Origin of the sequence: Shewanella sp. SG41-4 (assembly GCF_014164505.1) — a bacterium.
Classification (GTDB): Bacteria; Pseudomonadota; Gammaproteobacteria; order Enterobacterales; family Shewanellaceae; genus Shewanella.
This window is the reverse complement of the sequence record NZ_JACJFI010000004.1, coordinates 1-19,213: the sequence shown is the minus strand read 5'-3', so window position 1 is coordinate 19,213 and position 19,213 is coordinate 1. Positions and strand designations below refer to the sequence as shown.

The window sequence follows — 19,213 nt, the reverse complement described above, 5'->3', positions numbered from 1 at the left end:
ATTCTACCCTAGCTTAATAAGTATAACCGACGCTGATCATGTAAACCCAAGGGTCAATGTCTGTATCAACCACAACATGATCTGCCCCCATATCAAAGCTCACATCCGTAGCAATTTGTGCATACCAAACTGACGCGTTAACCAACCATTTCTTGTCAATTTGATAATCAAGCCCAACTTGAGCCGCCACGCCCCAAGAGTTCGATAAGCTCAAATTATCTAGGCCAAGATCTTTCGCTTCTTGAGTAAATTCACTGTCATAGAAGTTAGTAAAGTTAACCCCTAAACCAATATATGGGCGTAAAGCAGATTGTGAATCACCAAAGTAATATTGTGCTACCAGCGTTGGAGGTAATTGCTTTGAGTCAGCAATTTTACCTAGCTCACCCAGTGACACATCGTGACTAAAAGGCGATGCGGCTAATAATTCAATACCGATATTATCAGTTAGCATATAACCAAAATTTAGCCCTAATTGGACATCGTTATCTACGCTAAATTCAGCAATATTTGCGACTACTGGGCTTGACTCATTTGGATCAACCATCGCCACACCGGCACGAACAATAATATCTCCTGCTTGATGGGCCGCAGCACCAAATGAAAAACCAGCAGTTAATAAAGAAGCAGCAACTAAACTTAGGGTAATTTTCTTATTCATTTTTTAACACTCCTTGGCAATGACAACTAGATGCAATTCTGTGCACCCTCAACATTTGCCGTTAACCTACTGAAGTTAATCGCTAAGATTATTGATTCAGATCAACAAAACAGCAGTACCACTATAGAGGTACCCAATTAGATCCCAGACTGTTGATTTGGATCACAAAACGAGAGCGTATAGAGACAAAAGAAGTATCTTACAGTTAGGTTTTGTGAGGTTGATCAAGCGAATTTTTGCTGATGATTATTCTGTTACCAATAGTTTGGCGTATTGCATTAACCATCCCTTTTGGGAAACGCGATGATTAAAAATAGCCTTGTCACGCTTTGGATTTGGACTTAACGACAAATCAAACAAACAGGATAATCCAAACACACTCGTCACCTGTAATTGAAACTCAGCGGATGTTAAGTCATCAATTGAAGCTAATTTCACTCCAATAGCCGTCTGTTTTTCTGGCCAAAATGACATGGCATCGGCACAGGAAGTGTATGGCACATCGCCATTGTTAAGGTGCATTCTAGCTTGATTTTTTACAGACCATGGCAGACCTATTTGCTTAACGAGTAAAGCTTCAATCGCCTGGTCTTCTGCGGAAGATGGGTTATTATCACGCCAGTAAATCACATCAATGTCGTTTAAGGATTTTGAGGTCATGCAGTGCAAATTATCCCAAATTAAATTGCGTATAAAACCCGCACTAATTAACCAATCTGTGATCCCTTGTTGTTGCATCACTTTCTGGCACACCATTAACGCAGCTAGTCTGGTTTCATCTTGTTGCAACCACTGCCACAACAAGGACAATCGTTTAGCCTGTCCTTGTTGTAACTGATCAATGGCCACTTGATTTAACTGGGGCGGATTAAACTGGTGCTGATTAAACAAGGGCAGATTAAACAAAGTTTGATTACGTCGCGTCATGCTGTTGTTCTGGAGCTGCATCAGCAAATGCAGGTAACTTATGGCACTCATCCCAAATTCTGACAATATTAGGATACGCCGCAAGCTCTAAATTAAAGCGTTTGGCATTATACACTTGCGGGATCAGACAAATATCGGCCAGCGAAGGAGTATCACCAAAGCAGAAACGTCCGGAATATTGGCTTAACTGCTGTTCTAAAGCAGCAAAGCCAAGGTGTATCCAATGGTGATACCAACGCATTTTATCTGCTTCTGATACGCCCATTTCGTTAACTAAATATTGTAATACTCGTAGATTATCTAAAGGATGAATTTCACATGCTATGGCTTGAGCCATGCTGCGAACAATAGCTCGCTGCTCAATATTGCTGGGAAGTAACGGTTGCTGAGGGTGTTTTTCGTCGAGGTATTCTATAATCGCTAACGATTGCGATAAGTTAATCTCGCCTGACTCATTATTGTCGACAAAGGTCGGCACGAGACCTGAGGGGTTAAGTTGATGATAAGCCTCTGAGTGTTGCTCACCACCATTATTAACCAAATGAACTGAAATATGTTCAGCCGTTAACTGCTTTAAATTTAACGCAATACGTACGCGATATGCCGCACTTGAACGCCAGTAGCCATAGAGTTTCATGTCAATTCCCTTATTTTTATTTTAATCTGCCTAACAAAAAGGCAATAACGATTAATCGCTATTGCCTTTATATTTCGATTTATATCGCTTTCATAATCTTAAGCTTTGTATTCAACCACTTTTTGATCGATAGAACCAAAGATACTCACACCGTTATCATCAAACATTTCAATGCGAACAGTGTCGCCAAAATGCATAAAGGGTGTTGATGCTTTACCGTCGGCAATGATTTCAAGCATGCGTTTTTCAGCTAAACAACTTGAACCAGCACTGCGATCGTAGTTAGAAATAGTACCAGAACCAATAATTGCACCTGCGCCTAATGGACGTGTTTTAGCCACATGTTCGACTAACTGGCTAAAGTTAAACGTCATGTCAACGCCAGCATTCGGGCGGCCAAACAACTCACTGTTTAAATGAGTCACTAACGGCAAATGTACTTTGCTGTCTTGCCATTTGTCACCTAACTCGTCTGGGGTAATCGCAATGGGTGAAAAGGCACTAGATGGCTTAGATTGGAAAAAGCCAAAGCCTTTGCCTAATTCACCTGGGATTAAGTTACGCAGTGATACGTCGTTAACCAACATCAATAATTTGATGTGCTTAGTCGCATCTTCGCTGTTAACACCCATGGCAACATCATCAGTAACAATAGCGATTTCTGATTCGAAATCGATACCGTATTCTTCGCTGGCCATTTGAATATCCGCTTTAGGGGCGATAAAGCTGTCAGAACCACCTTGATACACTAAAGGATCTGTCCAAAACGATGCTGGCATTTCAGCACCACGTGCTTTGCGTACTAACTCAACATGGTTAACATACGCACTGCCATCGGCCCATTGGTAGGCTCGTGGTAAAGGTGATAAACAACGTGCTTCATCAAAATCTACTGCATTGTCCATCTGGCCTGCGTTTAGTGCTTCATACAACTCATTAAGTTGTGGGTATAACAAATCCCAAGCATCTAATAATTGCTGCATAGTATGGGCAATAGCGGGTACCGCGACTGTTTTGGTCAAATCTTTACTGACTAACATCAATTGGCCGTCGCGACGTCCGTTGTGATAACTTGCAAGTTTCATTACTGCTCCTAAATTCTGGGTGAGATCTGCGTTCTGCTAGAGACAAGACTCTCAATCTAACCATAGAAATAACCGATCGAGATGGAAAATCCTATAGTAGGTACTAAATCACATTTTAGCGGTGCTAATCGTGATTTGTAAATTATTCGTTACAAAACATAAAAGGCCACGTCAGCACTGATTGTCAGCGTTAAAATGACCAAAATGCCAGCACTTGGCTGGCATTAAATCGTTACATTACTTTTTCTTACTAATACTGTAATCACGCAACTTGTTAGCAATAGCAGTGTGAGACACACCTAACTTTTTGGCTAATTGGCGTGTACTTGGGTACGCGGGATATAACCGGCGTAATAAACTGGCTTCATACTCTTTCATCGCCTCGTCTAACGTGCCCTCAAACTCTTCATCAAAATAACCAAAACCTTCAGCATATGAAGGTAGTTTAAGTTGTTCAACGGTCAATTCTGTTGAGCCATCCCACATTGATACCGCTCTAAAAATGGCATTTTTCAATTGGCGCACATTACCCGGCCATGCGTAGGTAAATAGGTAATCGCGACAACTTGCTGATATACGTCTTAAGGGGCTCGATAACTGCTGACTATAATGCTCTAAAAACATCTCAGTTAATGGAATCACATCCACACGACGCTCACGCAGTGATGGCATGTGGTAACTTAAAACATGGATTCGATAATACAAATCTTCTCTAAACTCACCGGATTGGCAAAGTTCAGCTAAGTGTTTTTGGGTTGAACAAATAATTCGTACATCGGCGCGCACTTCTTCATCGCCACCAATCCGTCTAAAAGTCCCGTCTTGTAATAAACGCAGTAATTTAACTTGTGCGGTTTTAGACATCTCGGCAATTTCATCTAGAAACACCGTACCGCCTTTTGCTTCTTCAAATAGACCGCGTTTAACGACGGTGCCATTACTGACAAAGCCAAACAGCTCTTCTTCTGCAACACTATCAGGCAAAGCAGCGCAGTTAATCGCAATAAAAGGATGTTCACGGCGCATACTGGCGTCATGACTCGCACGAGCCATCAACTCTTTACCCGTTCCCGTTTCACCGGTGATAAGTAACGGTGCATCAAGTTGCGCCATACGTTTGGCTTGCTTGAGTATGTCTTTCATTTTGTCGCTGATAGCCAATACATTATCAAAACCAGTAGTTTGATTTTGCAGGGCATTAAACTGTTTACCCACTCTAGCAGGTGATTTTAGCGAAATAACCGCACCCGCTAAAATGGTCTTGTCATCATCATCGGGTAAGTAAATTGGCAGCATTTCAGCCAAATACTCGCTCGAGTTAATTTGTACTCGTGTGGCTTGCGCCAACACCGGTATTTCACTCATCCAACGAGCAAAGTTAAATCCTTGCACCCAATGATTAAGTGACTCACCCACCACTTCATGTTCAGCCATACCAAGCGTCAATAAAGCCGACTCATTGGCTATGCGGATCCGCCCTTTCGCGTCCGTTGAAAACACCGAATCGGGTAACGTTTTAAGTAAGGTTTTTAAGGCGTAATGTTCTTGTTCTGACGGCATAAAAGATACGGTACGGACATCATGCACACTTTCGACTTTACGAATTTGTGGCATAAGCTCACGCAGGGTTTCGAAACTGATTTCTGCAAACTGCAAAAACAGGAAACCTTTATTACTGGCATCAATGGCAATTAAGTTAATACCATGTTTTTCAAGCACGACGAGGATGTCTTTCGCTAAACCCACGCGATCGATACAGCTGACTTCCAAACGCATAATGTAACGATTCCCTATTTATTAATGTTTTATTACGGAAATTTGGCATTACGTTAGAGGGATATGGCTTCGGTGGCAAGTGAAGTTTACAGTAGAATTGTAACAGAGAACTATTTCAGCATATTACGTTAACGTAACATACTGAAATGGATGGCGATAGTCACTAGTCTAACAACTGGTCTGTCTTGGCAGCCATAATGAAATCGTTTTTGTGTAAACCTTTAATTGAATGTGACCACCATGTCACAGTGACTTTGCCCCACTCGGTTAAGATACCTGGGTGATGAAACTCAGCTTCAGCTAAATCGGCCAACTTATTAGTAAAAGCCATCGCTAACTTAAAGTTTTTAAATTTATATACCCGCTCTAACTGCATAATGCCGTCACGAACTTCAACGCCCCAATCTGGGATCATACCGACAAGCTCTGCTAACTCTGCATCCGTTACTTTTGGTGCATCTGCTTGGCATGCTTCACATTTCATCTCGGTTAATGCGTTCATTTGTACTCCTTGGCTAAATAAAATAGTGTCTAACTTGCAGATTGTTGAGCCACAGCCCTCCTGCAATAAATCGTTAACTGGCTTTGACTTTTGGAGCAAATTTAGGCTCAAACATGCCTAACTGACGCGCTTTAGTCACCATGCTCATAATGTCCATACGAGCAATTTCATCTAAATAATCAATATGCTCTATAACATAGTAAATAGGCTGCATGATATCAATACGATACGGCGTGCGCAGTACCTCGAGTAAATCAAACGGCTTACGCTCAGGACTGTCACTCAATGCATACATGGTTTCACCTGGTGAGCTTAAAATGCCGCCGCCATAAATTTGCAGTGATTCATTTTTAGCTTGCACCAAACCGAACTCAATAGTGAACCAATACAATCGTGCCAGAAATACTCGTTCTTCTTTTGAAGCCGCTAGCCCTAACTGACCATACATATGCGAAAAATTGGCAAATGATGGATTGGTTAATAATGGACAATGACCAAATATTTCATGGAAAATGTCAGGCTCTTGTAGGTAATCAAACTCTTCTTTACTACGAATAAACGTCGCGACTGGAAACTCTTTATTGGCCAGTAACTCAAAGAAACGGCCAAATGAAATCAGTGCAGGCACTGCAGCGGTTTTCCAGCCCGTGGCATCAAGTAACACTTTATCGATTTCAGGCAATTGTGGAATGCGATCAACTGACATGCCTAATGCATCTAAACCTTGTAAATAGGCTTGGCATGCACGGCCCGGCATATTAGTCACTTGGCGCTGATACAATTGTTGCCATAATTGATTCTCATGTTCTGAGTAATCAATGTAACCTTGGGCATCAGGTTGGTGTGCAATATACTTTGTTGCTGTACTCATAGGTTCCACTTTACGTCAACTTCACTCCCTACATAGTGTGCTAAGGTTGGCGTTTTGTTAACTCCTTCACAGTTTATTGTCCTGCCGTAATGTAGTGCTAATCGTAAACAAATAAATACAACTACCAATTTAGCAGTCACAATCAAGGGGTTTCCGAGTCCCTTTTGAATCTATTTGTAGGCAAGCTAACCGCTATTAATTTAAACGCTCTATCAATAATTTAACTGACGATTGAACTATGATAATTTACAATACATGAGAGGCTATTTATCTCACTAAGCAGATAAATGTTGATCGCCAAAAATCAACCCGCCCTATAACTTGACTCATTAATTCACAGGAAGATTAAACTATGACAATTTTGGTAACCGGTGGCGCTGGCTATATTGGTACACATACCGTAGTAGAGCTATTAAAGGCCGGACAGGAAGTGGTCATCGTAGACAATCTATCAAACTCAAGTGTTGAAGCGTTGGCGCGAGTTAAAACCATTACAGGTAAAGATGTCACGTTTTATCAAGGCGACATTCTAAACAAAGCCTTACTGCAAAAAGTATTTGCAGATCACAGCATCGAATCCGTCATTCATTTTGCGGGATTAAAAGCGGTCGGTGAATCGGTCGAAAAACCATTAAAATATTACGAAAACAACGTCACTGGCACCATCATCTTATGCCAAGTCATGGCTGAAAATAACGTCAAAAACTTAGTTTTTAGTTCATCTGCCACCGTTTATGGCGATCCTGCTAGCTTGCCAATTAAAGAAGATTTTCCTACGGGTGCAACCAACCCTTATGGCCAGTCAAAATTGATGGTTGAGAATATTTTAGCTGACTTACATAATTCGGATAATAGTTGGAATATTGCTCGTTTACGTTACTTTAATCCTGTTGGCGCTCACGAAAGTGGCTTGATTGGCGAAGATCCTAACGATATCCCTAATAACTTGATGCCATTTATTGCCCAAGTTGCTGTTGGTAAACGTCAACAATTAAGCGTTTTTGGCGATGACTATAATACTCCAGATGGTACTGGTGTACGTGACTATATCCACGTTGTTGATTTAGCCATGGGTCACTTACAAGCACTTAAAAAACTGCAAACTAAACCTGGTTTGGTGACTTATAATCTTGGTACAGGCATAGGCTACAGCGTGTTAGACATGGTCAAAGCGTTTGAGAAAGCTTGTGGTAAAACCATTGCTTATCAAATTAGTCCACGCCGCCCTGGTGACATTGCAGCCTGTTATGCAGACCCAAGTTTTGCCGCTACAGAATTGGAATGGCGTGCGACCCATACCGTTGAAGACATGGCAAATAGCAGTTGGAAATGGCAATCAAATAATCCTGATGGGTATAATACCAACTCCAATAATTAAGTGACCAATCAGAGCCACTCAGGTTTTTCAGTTTAAGGCGCATTGTTGAAAGAATGGTTATTCCCTTATGAAATAATGCAACATAAAAATGGAAAGCTTGAGTGGCTCCCGAAGGGCGATTTTATGCGCCTTATATGCTACTTAATAGTATTTTGACGGAGGACTGCATGGATGCAGGAGCTGTTGCCGAGAACAACTATGCCTACAATCCTATTACTTGCCTATAAGGTGCAAAATTCTCGCTGAATGACCAGTTAATTATTGGTATTGGTATTTATTGCCAAGCGCTTAACAATTTTGTGCTGCAGTTAATGCTAATATTGGCTGCAGCAAATATATTTAAGCTCAATTGGAACCGAAATGAACCAAGGTATTAATCAAAGTCGTCGTAATCTATTTAGTCGCAGAAAATCCAATGTCACCCGCCCGCCTTGGAGCAAAACGGATCAAGAGTTTACTGACAATTGCACACGCTGTGACAAGTGTATTACCGCCTGCGAAACCCAAATAATTAAACGCGGTGAAGGTGGTTTTCCTGAAATAGATTTCACTAAAGATGAATGCACCTTCTGTAAGCAATGCGTTGACGTGTGCCCAGAGCCAGTTTTTGATCTCAATCAATCCTTACCTTGGTCAATTACGGCTGCGATAAAAGACAACTGTTTAACCCATGAAGGAGTTTGGTGTCAGAGCTGTAAAGATGCATGCGATCCTCGCGCAATTAGCTTTATCATGGCTGTAGGCCAAGTGCCTAAGCCCGTGATTGATAGCGATGCCTGTACTGGATGTGGTGCTTGTGTGTCTCCGTGCCCTGCTGATGCGATACTTATAGGTCATCCGGACTAATTTAACTAAGAGCTAATTTAACTAAAAGCTGATTCATCTACAAAAAAGTCACCGTTTTCACAAATACGATTAGCGCTTTTGATATTGTTTATCACGCTATATTACCGACATAATACAAACATAAGAGCACTAAGATGTTTCGTCAAAAACAGCCAGCTAACCCACTCAGTTTTATTGCCCAAGAATGCCATTTAACCGGTAAACTCATTTTCAGTGGTGATGTGCTAATTGCAGGGTATATTAGTGGTGATATCAAAGCGCAAGGCAATGTGACCATTGAACCTAGCGGCACTGTCGATGGTGATATTTTATGTCGCGAGTTAATGATTGCAGGGCAATTGACAGGTAAAGCACGCTGTAAAAAAATCACCATTCATGAGCAAGGGATTTTTGAAGGCGATGCTTATTGTGAAAATATTGAAATTTTAGATGGCGGCCAGTTTTTAGGTTATCGTCACAGAGAGCCTCTTACGAGTACTCCCTCAGAAAGTTAATCTGGCTGTTTAACAGCTGTTTTACCTGCCTGATAGCGCGGACAAGAGTCATCTATGTTTAACCAACTAACCTGATCGTCAGTGTGTATATGATAAGTCGGCCGCACTAGGTTTGGTTGGTCTAAAGAGGCTATCGACAATGTAGTGTATTGTGGATAATCCAAGTGTCTGTAAGTCAATGAACAACCACAGTGCTGGCAAAAGCCACGTCGAATGTTATCTGAAGAGGCAAATTCAGTCACCTGTCCTTGTAACCACTGCACTTTGTCTGTATGAAAATCCATCCAACTCATGACTACCGCACCAGCGCTTTTACGACATTGATTACAATGGCAATGATCGGCATCAAATGGCATACCGTTAACTTGGTAACGTATCGCACCGCATAAACAACCGCCTTGTAATACCATTTGAACACCTGCTAATTGATTATGAGTCGTGTCATTCGATATCTGTCGCAGATACCGTGTGCTGCTGAGTTTGTAGTTGGGCTTGCTGTTGCCATTGACGCAACAAGGCCACAAACTCTTTCGGTTCTCGGTCTAAACTATCAATCGATAAATACACATGGTAACCCAACTGTTCGTTCAACGTTTGACAGCGATGGCCAAACATTGCCAATACCCCACGGTAACGCTCACCGTTTACCACTAGCGGCGTAAATTCAGCCCCCAAATAACCTTCTAAACTTTGTAAATCTTCATCTTGTGTGGCCGCCGTCATGAGTAATGGCCGCTGTTCGGTTAATAAGCCGGTCGCAAGGCGAGGTGAAATACAGTCTAAAATGGGATTGATCTGTTTAAGCTTAACGCCGATATAAGGTAGCTCAATTAACTCCAAGTTTTGATTTACTCGGGCACAATCGACTCGTTGAATATTATGCCATTCAATAAACACTTGGCCGCGGCGATGAAAAAATGCTACACCTGCAGCAGTTAGCTTAAAACTAACCGCAGGCTGATACACTTTGGCGACACCTAAAATGAGTGCCACGGAGCCTAATGCAAAGCACAACATTCCAACGGCAAAAAAACCTTTAAGTCCGATAAAAATAATCAAGCTAGCCATTAAACTCATGGCACCTACCACCGTTAAGGTTATGCCATTTCGTTTGGCAAAAGGGCTAATTAGTAACTCATCATTGACCACGATTTATCCTTTAACTGAATATAATAAATAAAGTTTTTTAATATCGACGTAAACATTTAGCGATTACAGTTAATCTGCAATCCTAACGTTAATTTGAAGCCATGCTTTTAATATTAAGCCACAGCATGCCAACATATTCATGGATAGATTTTTGCGATGCTAACAGTTGAGCGGCATCTAAACGCCACCAAAAACCTTGATAAGCAATAAAATCACTCGGAGCAGGCTGTGGTTGCATTCCTAATGAGGTGAATATCATCATCGCCCTAGGCATATGAGTCGCTGAAGTGACTAATCTGAATGGCTGCTGACCAATTTGTTGTTGTAAAGCATGGGCCTCTTCAATGGTGTCTTTAGGGGAATCAAACTTAATAATATTAGCCTGAGGAACACCCAGTTCTATTGCTGCTTGAGCCATTAATGTGGCATGAGGCGTAGGTTGTTGACCACCACTAAAACCGCTGACGACTAAAGTACAATCATCACCTAAATGAAACTGCCTAATACCTTCGCTTAATCGTGCTAACGCAGTTGATGATAACTGTTGCACAGCTGTCAAACCTGGTTTTTCCATATTCGATGAGCCGAGCACCATCACAACACAAGAACCTTTAATCGCTTGATGATTAACGTTAAAACGTGACTCTAACGAGTGAGTTAACCAATAACTTATTTGCGACTGGCTTAATAACACCAATAACATGATGGCTAATCCTAGGACCACTTGACCTATATACACCATGGCTTTTTTTTGACTACGCCACAATATTCCTGCTACCAGCAACAGTATGACAGTCAACGGAATGGGCATTACCAATTGCGACAATAGTTTTTTAAGCCAAAACATGAATCATTCACTTCGTTAATCATTATTGCGGCTAGTTTATCGTTATAGCGCACTAAAACAAAATCAAAACAAAAACGGCACTGTTTAAGTGCCGTTTTAGTGGGTTTGCAAAGTGAGTTATTAACGATATGAATCGAGATGACTTTTAGCAAGTTTTGAATTAAGACTACTTTTCGTCTTTGCCCCACAACCATGCAGCACCGCGAACACCTGATGATGCGCCAAATTTATTTTTAACCACTTGGGTACCACACTCGCGGCCGACAACATATTTAGGTAGCACTTTAGGCAATTCAGTATAAATAGCTTCGATGTTAGATACACCGCCGCCAAGTACAATCATGTCTGGGTCCATCATATTAATCACGTGTGCGAGTGAACGCGCCAAGCGATCGATATAACGATCAAACGCGGCTGTGGCTAACGGGTCGCCTTGTTGCATCATCTCAGAAATTTGAATACCACTGGTGGCATCGCCACCCGCTTCACGGAAATCACGGACAAAGCCAGTACCAGAAATAAAGGTTTCAATACAGTCACGATTGCCACAAAAACAGGTGGTAGTATTAAATTCATCAGCCGTCATCCACGGTAATGGGTTATGTCCCCACTCACCGCCAATACCATTACCGCCGCCATGTACACGACCGTTAATCGCAATGCCTGCACCGCAACCTGTACCAATAATGCCACCAAAAACAACCCCTTTACCTGCAGCTGCGCCATCAACGGCTTCAGATACTGCAAAACAGTTTGCATCATTAGCAACACGGACTTCACGGCTCAATACTTCACTTAAATCTTTATCAAGCGGGTGACCGTTAATCCAAGTTGAATTTGAGTTTTTTACCAAGCCAGTAAACGGTGACACAACACCTGGAATGCCGACACCCACAGATCCCGTTTGACCGGTTGCGGTTTCAGCATCTGCCACTAAGCTGACAATAGCTTCTATGGTACCAGGATAGTTTTTTGGCGTTGGAATGCGCTTTCTGAAAATTTCAGATCCATCATCGGCTAAAGCCACTATTTCAATTTTTGTACCACCGAGATCGACGCCCATGCGCATCATAACTTGTCACTCCATTTGCTTATTATTAATTGGGGTTCCATATTGGGTTTGCAAAGACAGATAACGATTAGCGCTATTTGTGTGCAAACCATGCCGTTGATGCGGCAATAAAATACGGATTTAAAATATTTTCTTTTTGGTTGTATTGCAGCGGCGTTAACGCTGGGTATTCAACCACCTGCCCACCAGCACTTTCTAATACTGCTTGCGCTGCAGCAGTATCCCACTCACTGGTTAGGCCTAATCTTGGATAAACATCGGCTTGACCTTCAGCCACCATACAAAATTTTAATGAACTGCCGACGCTTAACATTTGGTGTTCGCCAATCGTCTGTAAATAAGCGGCAACATCTGGGCTTACGTGAGAACGGCTTCCAACTACGATAGGTGGCGATTGCACTGCTCTGTCACGAATATCGAGTACCGATATTTGCCCGTTATGTTCAAGCCACGCACCTTGACCAACAATACCGCTATAACACTTGCCTAATACTGGTGCATACACCACTCCGGCAATCGCTTTGCCTTGGTGAATAAGGGCGATGTTGACGGTAAATTCACCATTGCGTTTAATAAACTCTTTGGTGCCATCGAGCGGATCGATCAACCAATACGTTTGCCAAGTTTGTCGTTCTGCCCAGCTAATATCAGCCGCTTCTTCACTCATCACAGCAATATCAGCAAAGTGCTGTTTAAGGCCAGCAACAATCACATTATGGCTGGCAATATCGGCTGCCGTGACAGGGCTATCGTCTTGTTTAACCTCAATCTGCAAATCAGTTTGAGCATAAACCTGCATAATCGCAGTACCTGCATCTTTAGCAATGGCGACTACCTGTTCTAGCTCAGCTAGAGAAAATGTAATGTTCGACAAATCAATTCCTTAAAATCTATAACGGCTTCAATACCATTAAGGTGCATTTGCACCATTATGCCATTGTTGACATCATAAATTTATATAATCATTTGATCGCACTTAAACCAAAACACTCTGATCATGCCATCACATGATTACAACATACTGACAACACCTCTAAACTTGCTCGATACTAAGCTAAACGACTCACCACTCAAAGCAAACAGTGCATCTTTGCATTCGTATTCAGTTAAAAATCAACATCATAAAATGACACTATTCACTGGGATATCACAGTAAAAAACCATTGTTACTCACAGTACTGGCTGATGATTATTGACTACATAAAACAAAATCCACAGTCAAATCGCTAAGTCTAATGACATAATTTCTGGTGCTATTTTGCCTAAGGTAACGTCAACACTGCCGTCAATTGTTTCGCATCCCGCACCTGTTTTAGGTGATTTAGCACATTCATATACACGCACGTAATCCACTAACATCGACTGCGGAAAAATTGACACATCGATACCGGTTTGATTCACGTTAGCGGCCCATGCGCCACCCACAGCAAGATTAAGTAACATGTGAAATGGTTGATTAAACGGTGCATCATCAGGTGCGTTGACCACATCACCATTGTCATCGACATACTGGCTAAACCAAGCCGATGCTCGTTGAGTGGCAAAATGAACATCATCGACATACCAACGGATTTCACCTTGTTGCCATTCAACAGCATACACATGGAAGTCGTCTGCAGGATTGAGGTCATCAGGTAAACGATATTCGGTTCCCGTATAAACATTATTGGGCCATTGTTTGCCGTAATGTAATGTGCCATGTACTGCAGACTCTGGCGCCTTACCGTCGGTAACAACCTTGAGGTTTACAGCCTCCATAATGTCTATTTCACCTGAACCAGCCCAAGGGCCATATACCCAATCTGTCGGTAACATCCATATAGCGGGCCAAGTACCCTGACCTTGCGGTAATTTTGCGCGAATTTCAAAACGGCCGTATTTCCAATCCCCTTTGTTTTTCGATACTAAACGAGCGGAGGTGTAATCTAATGTTTTCGATGTATCGTTTACGTCATAGCTTGGATCAGAATCATTTACTGCAGGCCCAGAAAAGGTTTCTCTTAATGCCGTAATCGCTAACAAACCATCACTAACTGCAGTATTTTCAGGCCGTGCGGTATAGCACTGAGCCTCATCATTGCCACCACCATAACAATCAACGGCAAAGCTCCACTTAGCAGTGTTTATTTGGCTACCCTCAAACTCATCTTGCCAAACCAGTTGCCAACCTGATACTGCGGTATTGGATACCACTGTATCTGTTGCTTGTTCTGTTACATCATCAGCATTACAGCCAGACAAAAATATGACCGACAAAGTCAACGCTGTTAAGCAGGATACAAATGAATGATGTTTATTGAGCTTGTTCATTTTTGTCCTTATCCATTTATCGTTCTCTCTTTGCCGCACGCAGTAGTAAAAAAAATAACAAGCGTCGCCAACCATTACTCTTTAAAATTGAGTTTAACTAGCCCTATCTAATGACTCAGATAGGGCTAATTCGCTTTTAGTTACATTGAATGGTGTTTTCTGTTGATGCAGCTTGAATTACCACATCACTGAAACGAATTTCAACTGCCGCGTCGGTGGTAAGATAAAATGGCATAACAACTTTACCAAAGTCCATCGGTTCAGCCGCAAAACAAGCCAATGAAATGCTCACGGTTTGCCATTCACCTAATTGAGTATTCACCTGCTTGGCAATATCGATTTGCTTACGGCAATCACCTTCACATGCCATACCAATCCATAACGGCTTTTGCAGTGCTTGTGTTGCATTAATACTCACTGATAACGTGGCATCACTATTACTGTAAGCCCTCAAATCACGAGGGAAATTACTAATTAAGCCAACGGTACCTTGCTCATTGCCGTTAAAAGAGACTAAGCGCGCATCTTCTTGAACCACACGATCCATAGTACGAATAGTTAGTGCACTGTTTTGCGCAACGCTACTGCTTAATCCTTGGCGCTCAGACACGTTAGCGATGAACATTGACCAAGGCGATTTAACTGCGCGTTCAAATAAAGCTAAGTCTTCTAGTGTTTGAGTTGCAGCTAAGTTGTCTTCTGACAAGTTGTCTAACACAACAGCATCACTGGCAGTAGATTGATAAGTTAACCCATAGCCATAAGGTATAAGCGGTTGATAATCAGCTTGTGCTTGCTTGGTGTTATGTTGCGCTAATGGCACATTAACCTTAGTTTGCAGGGGGGTTGCAGGCCATGAGAATGACAATTTACCAACAAAATCATGATTAACCTTGCCATCTGTTTGAGTGAACAATACATCTGCAATACCTTGACCTTCAGAACCTGGCAACCAGGCTGCGACAAATGCATCAGAACTATTAAATTCCGCATTGACCCACATAGGACGACCACTGATAAACACTGATACCACTGGAATACCTTGGGCTTTTAACTTCTGCAATAAAGCCAAATCGCGCTTATCACCACGTTGATATTCTACGTTATCAATATCGCCGTTACCTTCTGCATACGGCTCTTCTCCAAACACCACTATTGCAACATCAGGTTTTTGCTGCGGGTCAAATTCACCGGCAACACTCAATGTGGCTTTACCACCAGCTTGAGTCACTAATTTATCAATACCTGCGTAAATTGATGTAGCACCAGGAAAGTCGCTATTTTGGTTATCAGTGCCCTGCCACGTAATGGTCCAGCCACCCGATTGTTTACCGATATTGTCAGCGGCATCACCTGCGACCAATACTTTTACATTCGGGGCTAACGGCAATAAACCTTGATTGTTTTTAAGCAGTACTAATGATTCTCGCACCGCTTGACGCGCCACTTCACGGTGACTTGCTTGGCCAATTAATTCTGTTTTACCCGATAACGGACGATTGGCAGGGCTAGGTTTGTCAAACAAACCGGCACGGAACTTAACCCGTAAAATACGTTTAACCGCATCATCAATACGCGCTTGGCTTATTTCACCATTATTCACCTGTGCAATGGTGTTTTCATATAACGGTTTCCAAGCTGCAGTTGGTACCATAAAGATGTCTAACCCTGCGTTGACGGCTTGCGCACACGACTCATTAGTACAATTAGCAACTTGTCCGTGACCATTCCAATCACCCACCACAAAGCCATCGAAATTTAATTTATCTTTAAGCACATCCGTTAACAGGTATTTATTGCCATGGTTTTTAACCCCATCCCAGCTGTTAAATGAAGCCATGACGCTTTGTGCACCGGCATTTAATCCACCCACATAACCTTGAGCATGGATGTCATATAAATCTTGTTCGCTGGCAATATTATCGCCTTGATCAATACCGTTTTCAGTGCCGCCATCGCCTAAAAAGTGTTTAACCGTTGAAATGACATGTTGATCAGATAAAAAGTCACCGTTAACAGAGCCTTGTAGGCCCTCAACAATGGCGTAAGCATACGCTTTCACAATTTGCGGATCTTCTGAATAACCTTCGTAAGTCCGGCCCCAGCGATCGTCTCTCACTACGGCGACAGTGGGTGCAAACACCCAATCAATCCCGGTCACCATCACTTCTTTGGCTGTAATAGCGGCAATTTTTTCGATTAGCTTAGGGTTATTCGTCGCTCCTAAACCAATGTTATGCGGAAACAACGTCGCGCCGATAACATTGTTATGACCATGCACAGCATCGGTGCCCCACATGGTTGGAATGTTAATGCCATCAACACTGTCATCGACCGATGCTTGATACAGGGATTCTGCGAGTGCAATCCAATCTGCTGGCGTCGCGTGTTTGTCATTGTTAGGGTATGCACCACCACCATTGAGATACGAGCCAAAACCATATTTACGCATGTCTTCAACGGTAATATCGCGAATTTCAGGTTGGATCATCTGCGCGACTTTTTGCTCAATAGTCATTTTAGCCACTAACGTATCGATTTTGGCTTCTAACGCCGCATCTTTGGCGATAGCAGGCTTGAGATCTGGCCAAATGGATAATGAAGACTTAGCCGCTGTATCATCAACCATAGCTGGTGCTACTGCAGTTTGTTTATCCTGTTGAGTGGCGTTATTGTTCTCGCCGCATCCACTTAAGCCTAGCAATACGCCTAAAGCTATCAAGCTTGTTTTTGTCGGTGTGCTGATTTTATGCATGCACTGTAATTGAATTGACTTCATGGTCTTTCCTTATACCTTATCTGCGAATACTGGACGTTTTGCAGCACATCCAATCAAACCGTAATAACCAATAAAAACGTAACATAACAAAGGTAAAATAAAGGCTAATTGAATGCCTAAACTGTCAGCTAACATACCTTGTAATAATGGTAATACTGCACCACCGACAATGGCTAAACATAAAATGCCCGAACCTTGGCTGGTATGCTGTTTTAAATCTTGTAGCGCTAAGCTGAAAATGGTTGGGAACATAATTGAGTTACATAAGCCCACCAGCAGTAATGCCCACATGGCAACGGTACCTGAACTCAACATGGCTGCGGCCACTAAAACACACGCACATAGCGCATTAAACGCGAGTACTTTGCCAGCGTTAATTTTTTGCATTACAGCAGCACCAATAAAGCGCCCAACCATCGCGCCACCAAAGTAATAAGCAATGTAATGTGCAGCCTGCGATTCAGACACGCCACCAATATCATCTTGAGTTAAAAAACTGATTAAAAAGCTGCCGATACCCACTTCTGCACCCACATAAACAAAAATACCCACAGCACCCAGCACTAAATGCGGGTATTGCCATGCACTGCCTTTTACAGCGGCACTAGACTGGGTGTCTCGTTTGCCCAGTAAAGGCAGTTTTAACAACATAAAAATGAATGCCAACACAAACAATGCGCCCGCTAAAATAAGGTAAGGTGTTTGTACTGCTGATGCTTGTTGCTGAATCGATAGCTGGCCAATAACTTCGCCAACCTCAGTCACTTTACTGTCATGCTCAACGGTCGACAAAATTAACCAGCTACCAAAAAATGGCGCCACAGTAGTGCCTAATGAATTGAATGCTTGAGTTAAGGTTAAACGCGACGATGCGGTTTCGGCTGGGCCCAACACGCTCACATAAGGATTGGCTGATACTTGTAAGACGGTAATACCAGAAGCAAGAATAAAAAAAGCAAATAAAAACATATTGTAAGAGCCATAACTGGCCGACGGATAAAACAGTAAGCACCCTATACAGGCAATCACTAGTCCGGTAATAATACCTTTCTGATAACCAATCTTACCCACTAATGCTCCCGCAGGAATTGACACGATAAAGTAAGCACCAAAAAAGCAGAACTGCACTAGCATTGCTTGGGTGTAATTTAGGTCGAACATGTTTTTTAAGTAAGGGATTAAAATATCATTTAAACAGGTTAAAAAACCCCACATAAAAAATAACGAGGTTAACGCTATCAAGGCAAAACGAAAGTTACCTTGCTGGTGAGTCGAATCGGCATTAGCCAACTCTGGTTGAAGCGGTGAAGTCGCCATGACATTCCCTTATTGTTGTTAATAGTTATCTTGGGTTGCAGTACATAACGCCAGTAAATGGAATTCCAAAATCTCACGCCAAGAGTTAATTCCCCATAAACCCTGGACATTTAACCGGTGAACATTTCCACTCTTGTGCAAGTAGATGAGGATTTAATAATTAGCCAAATCAATTATTGACCTTTGGATAATTAATCACTAATCTCAATGTAAGCGCTTTCATTTTTAACATATCGATAACTGATGTCAACGATTTTTAAACGCTAGAGCTGATTTTTACTGCGCAGCTATCACAGTGCAAGGCCTTTTATCAGGGTGTTTCAACGTAATAAGTTAGTCATAAAAATAGACACAATTAATTAATACTAAGTGAATTTAAATATGAAAATTATGTTACCAGCCGATTCCAAAACGCATTCAAAAGCGTTCACCTTTGGTGTGGCGACTGCTTCTTTTCAAATTGAAGGCGCGGTTGCATCACGTCTTCCTTGTATATGGGATACCTTTTGCGCAACGCCTGGCAAAATCCGTGATGGTTCTGACGGCTCTCAAGCATGTGAGC

Annotated in this window: 19 protein-coding genes; 4 read left to right on the top strand and 15 right to left on the bottom strand. The window is 42.2% G+C overall.

All coding sequences use genetic code 11. The annotated features are described in order from the left end of the window. Positions 1-13 precede the first annotated feature (13 nt). The 7 genes from ompW to phhA form a co-directional block, all read right to left on the bottom strand. Positions 14-661 (bottom strand): outer membrane protein OmpW, encoded by a 648-nt coding sequence (ompW, locus tag H5202_RS01025; protein ID WP_182770165.1) that lies wholly within the window; start codon positions 659-661, stop codon positions 14-16. A gap of 246 nt (positions 662-907) precedes the next feature. Beyond that, positions 908-1,588, bottom strand: coding sequence for a nucleotidyltransferase family protein (locus tag H5202_RS01020; RefSeq protein WP_182770163.1), 681 nt, complete (start codon positions 1,586-1,588; stop codon positions 908-910). After that, positions 1,575-2,225 (bottom strand): maleylacetoacetate isomerase, encoded by a 651-nt coding sequence (gene maiA / locus H5202_RS01015; protein ID WP_182770161.1) that lies wholly within the window; start codon positions 2,223-2,225, stop codon positions 1,575-1,577. The genes H5202_RS01020 and maiA overlap by 14 nt, the downstream gene beginning before the upstream one ends. A gap of 98 nt (positions 2,226-2,323) precedes the next feature. Continuing rightward, positions 2,324-3,310: a fumarylacetoacetate hydrolase family protein gene (locus tag H5202_RS01010; protein WP_102037636.1), complete on the bottom strand. Its 987-nt coding sequence runs from the start codon at positions 3,308-3,310 to the stop codon at positions 2,324-2,326. Between the two features lie 237 nt (positions 3,311-3,547). Next, positions 3,548-5,086 (bottom strand): transcriptional regulator TyrR, encoded by a 1,539-nt coding sequence (gene tyrR / locus H5202_RS01005; protein ID WP_011636804.1) that lies wholly within the window; start codon positions 5,084-5,086, stop codon positions 3,548-3,550. Positions 5,087-5,249: 163 nt separating this feature from the next. After that, entirely contained in the window at positions 5,250-5,588 is a 339-nt protein-coding gene (locus tag H5202_RS01000; protein ID WP_059747329.1) for a 4a-hydroxytetrahydrobiopterin dehydratase, read from the bottom strand. Positions 5,589-5,661: 73 nt separating this feature from the next. Continuing rightward, positions 5,662-6,459 (bottom strand): phenylalanine 4-monooxygenase, encoded by a 798-nt coding sequence (gene phhA / locus H5202_RS00995; protein ID WP_182770159.1) that lies wholly within the window; start codon positions 6,457-6,459, stop codon positions 5,662-5,664. A gap of 352 nt (positions 6,460-6,811) precedes the next feature. On the opposite strand from phhA, the gene galE reads away from it, so the two are divergent. The 3 genes from galE (at position 6,812) to H5202_RS00980 (ending at position 9,177) form a co-directional block, all read left to right on the top strand. Further along, entirely contained in the window at positions 6,812-7,837 is a 1,026-nt protein-coding gene (gene galE / locus H5202_RS00990; RefSeq protein WP_182770157.1) for a UDP-glucose 4-epimerase GalE, read from the top strand. A 360-nt stretch (positions 7,838-8,197) separates the two neighbouring features. Continuing rightward, positions 8,198-8,683 carry a ferredoxin-type protein NapF gene (gene napF, locus H5202_RS00985; protein WP_182770155.1) on the top strand — a complete coding sequence of 162 codons (486 nt, stop codon included), beginning with the start codon at positions 8,198-8,200 and terminating at the stop codon, positions 8,681-8,683. A 134-nt stretch (positions 8,684-8,817) separates the two neighbouring features. Continuing rightward, positions 8,818-9,177, top strand: coding sequence for a bactofilin family protein (locus tag H5202_RS00980; RefSeq protein ID WP_182770153.1), 360 nt, complete (start codon positions 8,818-8,820; stop codon positions 9,175-9,177). Here the strand turns inward: H5202_RS00980 and H5202_RS00975 are convergent. The 8 genes from H5202_RS00975 to fucP all read right to left on the bottom strand — a co-directional run bounded on the left by H5202_RS00975 (position 9,174) and on the right by fucP (position 18,651). Next, complete coding sequence (locus H5202_RS00975; RefSeq protein ID WP_182770150.1) at positions 9,174-9,587, bottom strand: GFA family protein; 414 nt, start codon at positions 9,585-9,587, stop codon at positions 9,174-9,176. The two genes, H5202_RS00980 and H5202_RS00975, sit on opposite strands and share 4 nt — an antisense overlap. 31 nt (positions 9,588-9,618) lie before the next feature. Next, positions 9,619-10,329 carry a DUF2982 domain-containing protein gene (locus H5202_RS00970; protein WP_182770220.1) on the bottom strand — a complete coding sequence of 237 codons (711 nt, stop codon included), beginning with the start codon at positions 10,327-10,329 and terminating at the stop codon, positions 9,619-9,621. Between the two features lie 85 nt (positions 10,330-10,414). Then, the gene (locus tag H5202_RS00965) at positions 10,415-11,173 is read right to left on the bottom strand and encodes an ElyC/SanA/YdcF family protein (protein ID WP_182770148.1); all 759 of its coding nucleotides are present in this window, start codon (positions 11,171-11,173) and stop codon (positions 10,415-10,417) included. 166 nt (positions 11,174-11,339) lie between these two features. After that, the gene (gene mak / locus H5202_RS00960; RefSeq protein ID WP_182770146.1) at positions 11,340-12,245 is read right to left on the bottom strand and encodes a fructokinase; all 906 of its coding nucleotides are present in this window, start codon (positions 12,243-12,245) and stop codon (positions 11,340-11,342) included. Positions 12,246-12,318: 73 nt separating this feature from the next. Continuing rightward, positions 12,319-13,119, bottom strand: coding sequence for a 3'(2'),5'-bisphosphate nucleotidase CysQ (gene cysQ / locus H5202_RS00955; RefSeq protein ID WP_182770144.1), 801 nt, complete (start codon positions 13,117-13,119; stop codon positions 12,319-12,321). Positions 13,120-13,463: 344 nt separating this feature from the next. After that, the gene (locus H5202_RS00950) at positions 13,464-14,555 is read right to left on the bottom strand and encodes a glycoside hydrolase family 16 protein (RefSeq protein WP_182770141.1); all 1,092 of its coding nucleotides are present in this window, start codon (positions 14,553-14,555) and stop codon (positions 13,464-13,466) included. 136 nt (positions 14,556-14,691) lie between these two features. Further along, positions 14,692-17,310, bottom strand: coding sequence for a glycoside hydrolase family 3 protein (locus H5202_RS00945; RefSeq protein WP_443019297.1), 2,619 nt, complete (start codon positions 17,308-17,310; stop codon positions 14,692-14,694). A gap of 33 nt (positions 17,311-17,343) precedes the next feature. Next, positions 17,344-18,651: an L-fucose:H+ symporter permease gene (fucP, locus tag H5202_RS00940; RefSeq protein WP_182770138.1), complete on the bottom strand. Its 1,308-nt coding sequence runs from the start codon at positions 18,649-18,651 to the stop codon at positions 17,344-17,346. Positions 18,652-19,032: 381 nt separating this feature from the next. Between fucP and H5202_RS00935 the strand changes: the two genes are divergently transcribed. Next, on the top strand, positions 19,033-19,213 hold a 181-nt coding region (locus H5202_RS00935), incomplete at its 3' end, for a family 1 glycosylhydrolase (protein ID WP_182770136.1).